Genomic DNA, 7939 nt, shown 5'->3' with positions numbered 1-7939 from the left:
ATGATTGAAAGTTTAGTATTAAATCTTTTAAAAACTCCTGAAATTAAGATTTTAGAAAATAATATCTTTGTTGAAAGTGTTGAGGTTGTAGCTTCTCCTGTCATAAAAAGAGAAGTGACAGTTAAGATGCTTTCTCCTCTCACTGTTTATAGTACATTGTTGAGTCCTGATGGTAAGAAGAAGACTTATTATTATCATCCTAAGGAAAAAGAATTTTCTCAACTTGTTAAAGAAAACTTATTTAAGAAATACAAAGCTTTTTACAAAAGGATACCTCATTCTGAAGAATTTCACATAGAGCCTTTAGGGATAAGTAGCAAAAACGAAAAGTTAGTGAGTTACAAAGGTTTTATAATAAAAGGCTGGATGGGAAAGTTTAAGTTAAAAGGAGATCTAGAGCTTATAAAATTTTCTTACGAAGCAGGTCTTGGTGCAAAGAATTCTCAAGGGTTTGGGATGTGGGAGATTTTAGAAAAATAAAAATTATCATGTCAGAAATAGGATTAAAAAGCTGTTATAAATTAAATAGAAAATAAATATTAATGAAAAGGGACTTTAACAAAAAATGCAAAATATAAGTCTAAATGTTAGAGATTTTTATAAAAAATACTTTCAAATAGACGAACCTTACGAATTTCAAGAGAGGATCTGGGATTTAATTTTACAAGGTAAAAATCCCCTATTGGTTAGAGCTCCCACAGGTAGTGGCAAAACTGAGGCAGTTCTTGTCACTTAATTAAATAAAAAAGTAAAAAGGAGTAAATATATGCTTTCGGCTATAAGAGATATTGGAAGGTTAGTAATAAAAAAAACAATGAAAATTGAACGAACAATAGAAGGCAAAATTTTAGTTATCAATGTTAATTCTTATAATAATTCTTATCATTATGCAGGTATTCATATTGAAGATTTTGATTCAGGTAGAATAGAACAATATCTATATAAAGAAGGAGAAAGTAAAGGTAATAATCCAGCCCCCTTTTGTCCATTAACTGAACCTAAAAAAACATTTAAAAAAAATAGTAATTGGCTTAAGCAGTGCAGGGAGGTAAAAACTGATGATTTTTCTTTAAACGTAAGTGAGATACTAAACATTTTAATCGATAAGGAAAATCAAATTATAACCGAGCTCTTACAGAAAATTCAGACCATCGCTAATAATATAAACAAATTTTTCACAATAAAAATAAATGAAAAATTTTTGGGTGAGTATGAAGTTTTTAGGAAATGTTTTTTGCAACTTAAAGAAAAAAAACTGAAAAAATCAGCAAATATAGGAGTATGCTCAATTTGTGGTGAGACTGAAAAAGAAGTAAGTGGAAAGGTTGATGTGTTTAAATTTTATACGATTGACAAACCAGGTTTTATTGCAGGGGGATTTAAAGAGATTGATGCATGGAAAAATTATCCTGTATGCAGAAATTGCAAATCTGATCTAGAGTGGGGAAGAAAATTTTTAGAAAATAATCTTAATTTTAAATTTTATGGCTTAAATTACTTATTAATTCCTCGATTATTAGTTGGAGGATAAAATCTTTTCGAGGAAATAATTGATATTTTATCTGAGACTACAAAAACGATAGCTCTTAGAGAAAGAATAAAGAAAAAAATCACGGATGACGAAAAGGAAATTCTTGAGTATTTATCCGAAAAGAACGATGTCGTTATGTTTAATTTCTTGTTTTTGCAAAAACAACAGAGTGCTGAGCGGATTTTATTGCTTATTGAAGATGTTTTACCTTCAAGAATTAGAAAAATATTTGATGCGAAAGACTATGTAGATACAATATTTCAAAATAGTCAAAAAAAAGGTTTTACCTTTGGTACAATAAGGACATTCTTTTCTAAATCAAGTGAAGATAAAAGACAGAATGACCTTGATAAATATTTTCTTGAGATAATTAATAGCGTATTTAAAGGGAAAAAAATTGATTTTTCTTTTCTTGTAAAATTTTTAATGGCTAGTATAAGGAGAGAACTATCAAAAGATCCACAAGAATCTAAATTTAATTTTAGAGTTAAAGATGCTTTAATGAGTATTTTATTTTTTGAAAGACTGAATATTATATCTTTTGAAGAGGAGGAGGGAGCCATGTCAGAAAGTATATTTGACAAGATATTTACAAAGTATGGAAAATCTTTATCGACTTCTGCAAAAAGAGGAATATTTTTGTTAGGAGTATTAACACAGCTTTTACTTAATAAACAGTGGTCAGAAAGAAATGCTAAACCATTTATTAAGAAACTAAAAGGATTAAAAATGGATGAAAAGGATATAAAAGCTCTTTTACCAGAAGTTCAAAATAAATTAGAAGAATATGAGGCTTTCGATAAAGGTAAACAAATACTTGCACAAGAGATATCTAAGTATCTTCTTGAAGCAGGAGATAATTGGAACATGTCAGTCGATGAAATTAATTTTTATTTTGCATGCGGTATGAATTTAGCTGATGAAGTAGTAAAAATAATTTATAAATAAATAAAATAAAATTTATAAAAAGGAGGTATAACCTATGGCAACAAATCTTATCAAAAATCGTTCAGAAATATTGTTCCTATATGATGTAAAAGATACAAATCCAAATGGTGACCCTATGGATGAAAACAAGCCAAGAATTGATGAAGAAACAGGAATAAACATTGTTACTGATGTGAGACTAAAAAGAACAATAAGAGATTATCTTTATAATTATAAAGGACAAGAAATTTTTATATTAGAAATAAGAGATGAGAAAGGGAATTTAAAAACCAAAGAGCAAAGATTAGAGGACTTTAAGAACGATCCTTCTGAAGTTATTACAAAATGTATAGATGTAAGACTTTTTGGTGCTACGATTGCTGTAAAAGATAAAACAATAGTCCTTACAGGGCCTGTTCAGTTTAAATTTGGAAGATCACTGCACAAAGTTGATTTAACATATATAAAAGGTACTACCGTCATGCCTTCAGGTGCCGAGAAAAGACAAGGTACATTTACCGAGAGATATATATTACCATACTCATTAATTGCTTTCTATGGGATTGTTAATGAGAATGCAGCAAAATATCAGAATATTTCATTAACAGAAGAAGATATTTTATTAATGCTTGAAGGAATTTGGAATGGAACAAAAAATCTTATATCTGGCTCCAAATTTGGACAAATGCCAAGATTTCTTATGCAAGTGATTTACAAAGAAAATTTTAATTTTTACATCGGTGAGCTTGATAAACTCATTTCTTTAAAAACAGAAAAAAGAGACGAAGAAATTCGACACATATCAGAAGTCAAAATTGATATTACTAATCTTGTTAATGCATTGAATACTCATAAGGAAAAGATTGAGAAAATCAGATTTAAAACAGATGATAGAGTTAAATTTATAAAAAACGGAATAGATACTAACTTAAAAGAAGCGTTAGAAAGCTTTACTTTAGATGAACTTAATTTTTAATAAAAAGTGGAGTCACTGACAATGAAGGTATTAGTCTTTGATATATGGGCAGATTATGCTCATTTCCGTAAATTTTATACTACATCTTCTCCACTTACCTTCTCATTCCCTCCACCTCCAACAATATCAGGGATACTTGGAGCGATTTATGGCACAGATAAAAATACAAATAAATACTTAGAAATATTTGGATGTAAAGAATGCAGAGTAAGTATAAGAATATTAAATCCAATAAAAAAGGTAAGAATGGGACTTAATTTTATTAATACAAAAGACAATTGCTGGCAACCTGTTCTAAAAATTACTTCTAAAAGTAAACACGAACCTCGTACCCAGATAAGAACCGAGTTCCTTAAAGATCCAAAGTTTCGGATATATGTTGTTCATGAAAACAAAAATATATTTGAAGAGCTAGTTAAAAGAATTCGAGATCGCCAAATATTTTATACTATTTCTTTGGGTCTAAGCGAACTTATTGCTAATTTTTCCTTTGTAGGAGTGTTTATTTGTGAAGAAAAATTTGGAGATACTTTGGTAGATATACATTCAGTATTTCCAATTACAAATTTGTCTGAAAATGGCTTGGTAATTGAAGAAGGGAAGAAATACTTTAAAGAGAAAATTCCTATTATTATGAAGCAAAATAGAGTGGTTGAAAAATACGAAGATGTTATTTTTGAACCTGATGGTAAAACTATCAGGGCAAAATTAAAAAACTATTTTAAACTTGAAAATGGAGAAAATATTGTGTTCTTCTAATCTTTATTCGCACCCGGGAAGACCACTCGAAGGTCACTTAATTAATGTTTCAAAACTTGTAGAAATTTTTATAAGTGAAAAACCTAAAGAACTAAAAAAAAATTATACCCAACTTTGTAAAATACTTGGACTCCTTCATGATGTTGGAAAGGCAACAGAATTTTTTCAAAGATATTTACTTACGACTGATGAAAAGGAAAAAAACAGCCTTAAAAATTTACCGGAAACTAAGCATAGTTTTTTTTCCGCATTATGTGGTTATTATGTTATAAAAGAATTAAATTTATCTGATGAATTTTTGTCCCTTTTTGCTTTTGTGGTTATCCGAAGGCATCATGGAGACCTTATAGATATATCTGATGAGGTTATTGTAGAAGAAAAGGATTGTGAAAATCTTTATAAACAAATTGAAAGTATAGATAATAAAAAATTTTCAATTCTTGTTGATAAACTTTGTGAAGCAGGTTTACCGCTTCGCTTAGAAAAAGATCTTATTAAAAAATGGATTGGTAGTTTTCCTCAAGAATTAAAATATTTTAAAAAATGCATCAGAAACTTGAATAACAATATTGAACGATTTGTGACGCTAAATTTTATTTATTCTCTTTTACTTGATGCGGACAAGAGTGATGTTGTTGGGTTAAGGTTATCAGAATTTGCTGAAAGAGTAAACATTTCTGCTGACATTGTAGAGAGATATAAAAAAGTTTTTCCATTTCAGAAATCTCCTATCAATAAACTTAGAGAAAAAGCATACTATGAAGTTCTTGAACAACCATTAGATCCAAATCACAGAATTTACTCATTAAACTTACCAACTGGATTAGGTAAAACTTTAATTTCTTTAGCATTTGCCTTGAAACTGAGAGAAAAACTTGGAGGGAAACATCGTATTATTTATGCTCTTCCTTTTTTAAGCATAATTGATCAGAATGCTTCTATTTTTGAGTCGATAATAAAAGAAAACGGCTTGCCTCCGTATACCAACATTCTTTTAAAACATCATCATCTTTCAGAAATTTTTTACAAGAAAGATGATAATGAATTCGAACATAATGAGGCAAAAATTCTCGTTGAAGGATGGAATTCTGAGATAATTGTAACTACATTTGTGCAAGTGTTTCATTCAATGATCTCTAACAAGAACCGAAGTTTAAGGAAGTTTCATAGATTTGCCAATTCCATAATAATACTTGATGAAGTTCAGGCTATACCTGTAAAATACTGGCTTCTGTTGAGAGAGATTTTATCAGTACTTTCTAAAAAATTTAACTCATATATTTTGCTCGTAACAGCTACCGAACCATTGATATTTAATCAGGAAGATGTCAAACAACTTATTGAGAAAGATTACTACTTTAAAAACCTCAATAGAATAAAACTTATACCTTTATTAGACAAAGATTTGACTCTTACCGAACTTTATGAATATTTTAATCTAATGGATGGAAGAACTTATTTATTTGTTTTTAATACCATTTCTGCTGCTCGGGATTTTTATATCATGATTAAGAAACAAACAAATTTACCAGCAACTTATCTTTCTACTCACCTAATACCGAAAGAAAGATTAAAACGGATAAAAGAAATTAAAGAAAAAAAATACAAAGTAGTTGTTTCCACTCAACTTGTAGAGGCGGGTGTTGATATAGATTTTGATGTTGTTGTAAGAGATATAGCTCCTTTTGACTCTATTATGCAATCAGCTGGTAGATGTAACAGAAATTCTTTAAAAGAAACAGAAAAAGGAGAAACTTATATAGTATCTTTACGAGATGAGAGAAACAGACTTTATTCTTCCTATATATATGATCCGACACTTCTTGATATAACAAGAAAGATACTAAAAGATTATAAAGAAATAAAAGAAAATGAACTTATTAATTTAATTGAGGAATACTATATAAAAGTTTCAGAAAGGAAAACACAAAGTGTATCAAAAGAAATTATAGAAGCTGTTAGTAAACTAAGATATGATACAGAAGATGAAAAAATTTCAGTTGCTACATTCCAACTTATAGAACAATCTTATTTTGAAGTGGATGTGTTTATAGAGTTGGATGAAGAAGCTAAAAATATTTGGCAACAATACCTTGAGCTAAAACGAGTTAAGGATTTCTTTGAAAGAAAGAAAAAGTTTGACTTAATAAAAGCAAATTTTTATCAATATGTTATTTCAGTTCCTGTAAATGTTAAAAATAAACCTCCAATAGTTGAAGGAATTGGCTATGTGGGACATGAGACCATAAATGATTACTATGATCTTGATACAGGATACATAACAAAAGAGAGCACTATAATATGGTAAGATAATTAGGCTGAAGAGTATGTACAAAGTTTTAATCTTAAGTATACCGATGACTCCGCAAGGATGCTCTTTTACGGCTATTTCTTCATCTGGGTTTTCTTAGTTTTTTTAAATACTTAAATACTTAAATACAGATTTTTAAATTTTAATACGAGAATTTTTAAACTATGTTTTTAAAATTCTCGTGCTAAAATAAAACTATGATTAAAAGAAAATTGTTAGAAGAAATAAAAGGGCATCTGAATAAAAGGGAGATTACTTTTATCGTAGGGCCAAGGCAGGCGGGTAAGACTACGCTAATGTTAATGCTCAAGGAATTTTTAGAAAGAGAAGGCAAGAAAACGCTTTTTTTCAATCTTGATATTGAGTATGACAAAGAATTTTTTACTTCTCAGAGCAAGCTGATAAAGAAGATAGAGCTTGAATTGGGGAAGCAAGGTGGTTTTGTTTTTATTGACGAGATACAGCGAAAAGAGGATGCTGGGCTTTTCTTAAAAGGAATTTACGACATGAACTTGCCCTATAAATTTATTGTTTCAGGTTCAGGGAGCGTAGAGTTAAAGGAAAGGATTCAGGAGTCTCTGGTTGGTAGAAAGCGAATCTTTGAGCTTTCTACTGTAACCTTTGAAGAATTTATCAATCATAAAACCAGCTATCGGTATGAAGATAGACTATTAGATTTTTTTGAAACGGAAAAGACCAAAGTTGAGGAACTGTTAGAGGAGTATCTTATTTTTGGTGGTTACCCTCGTGTCATCTTAGAAGAGACCAAACGTGAAAAACTGGTCATCCTTAATGAAATTTTTCAGAGTTACATCGAGCGTGATATTTCTTATCTTCTGAGGGTTCAGAAGACTTCAGCTTTTAGTAATTTAGTTAAGATTTTGGCTTCACAAATTGGACAGCTTATAAATCTTTCAGAAATTTCCAATACCGTTGGAATTTCAGTTAAAACACTTAAAGATTATCTCTGGTATTTGGAAAAAACATTTATTATTGAAAGGGTTTCTCCGTTTTTCCGAAATGTTCGTAAAGAAATCAGTAAGACGCCAATTTTTTATTTTTATGATCTTGGGCTAAGAAATTTTGCGGTAGGAAGTTTTGGAGTTTTACAGGATGCTGGATTTGTTTTTGAAAACTTTATCTTTAATTTGCTTAAAGAAAAAGCAAGACAGAACTTTGCCAAAATTTATTTCTGGAGAACAAAGGATAAAAGTGAGGTAGACTTTGTCGTAGAAATAGGAAATGAGGTTATTCCTGTAGAAGTGAAGTACATAAGACTTGCCAAACCAGAAGTAACGAGAGGGATGAGAAGCTTTATAGAAAGGTATAAACCAAAGAAAGCTTTTATTGTAAACCTTGAACTTGAAAGCATCCTTTGTTCCAATAGTACCAAGCTTTATGTGGTACCTTATTACAAACTACTGACTGATTGTTT

General features: G+C 29.7%; 6 protein-coding genes and 1 pseudogene. All 7 read left to right on the top strand.

Going from position 1 to position 7939, the window contains the following annotated elements; genetic code table 11:
* Nucleotides 1-480, top strand: a 480-nt coding sequence (gene cas6, locus H529_RS0109265; protein ID WP_022856086.1) for a CRISPR-associated endoribonuclease Cas6, incomplete at its 5' end; no start/stop codon positions are given.
* A gap of 85 nt (nucleotides 481-565) precedes the next feature.
* Nucleotides 566-736: a DEAD/DEAH box helicase gene (locus H529_RS11630; RefSeq protein ID WP_022856210.1), complete on the top strand. Its 171-nt coding sequence runs from the start codon at nucleotides 566-568 to the stop codon at nucleotides 734-736.
* A gap of 30 nt (nucleotides 737-766) precedes the next feature.
* Nucleotides 767-2479, top strand: a pseudogene (locus H529_RS12025) (TIGR02556 family CRISPR-associated protein).
* Nucleotides 2480-2513: 34 nt separating this feature from the next.
* Nucleotides 2514-3434, top strand: a complete 921-nt coding sequence (gene cas7b / locus H529_RS0109250) for a type I-B CRISPR-associated protein Cas7/Csh2 (RefSeq protein WP_022856209.1) — start codon at nucleotides 2514-2516, stop codon at nucleotides 3432-3434.
* A 21-nt stretch (nucleotides 3435-3455) separates the two neighbouring features.
* Entirely contained in the window at nucleotides 3456-4193 is a 738-nt protein-coding gene (gene cas5b / locus H529_RS0109245) for a type I-B CRISPR-associated protein Cas5b (RefSeq protein ID WP_022856208.1), read from the top strand.
* Nucleotides 4180-6501, top strand: coding sequence for a CRISPR-associated helicase/endonuclease Cas3 (locus H529_RS0109240; RefSeq protein ID WP_022856207.1), 2322 nt, complete (start codon nucleotides 4180-4182; stop codon nucleotides 6499-6501). The genes cas5b and H529_RS0109240 overlap by 14 nt, the downstream gene beginning before the upstream one ends.
* A gap of 200 nt (nucleotides 6502-6701) precedes the next feature.
* Nucleotides 6702-7939, top strand: a 1238-nt coding sequence (locus tag H529_RS0109235; RefSeq protein WP_022856074.1) for an ATP-binding protein, incomplete at its 3' end; no start/stop codon positions are given.

This window comes from Thermodesulfobacterium thermophilum DSM 1276, assembly GCF_000421605.1.
Taxonomy (GTDB): Bacteria; Desulfobacterota; Thermodesulfobacteria; order Thermodesulfobacteriales; family Thermodesulfobacteriaceae; genus Thermodesulfobacterium; species Thermodesulfobacterium thermophilum.
Note: the sequence above shows the minus strand (reverse complement) of the source record. Positions and strands in the feature narration are given on the sequence as shown.

Bases quoted from the DNA above. Each gene is read 5' to 3' on its own strand.
- H529_RS11630 (WP_022856210.1), top strand. From the start codon at position 566: ATGCAAAATATAAGTCTAAATGTTAGAGATTTTTATAAAAAATACTTT.
- cas7b (WP_022856209.1), top strand. From the start codon at position 2,514: ATGGCAACAAATCTTATCAAAAATCGTTCAGAAATATTGTTCCTATAT.
- cas5b (WP_022856208.1), top strand. From the start codon at position 3,456: ATGAAGGTATTAGTCTTTGATATATGGGCAGATTATGCTCATTTCCGT.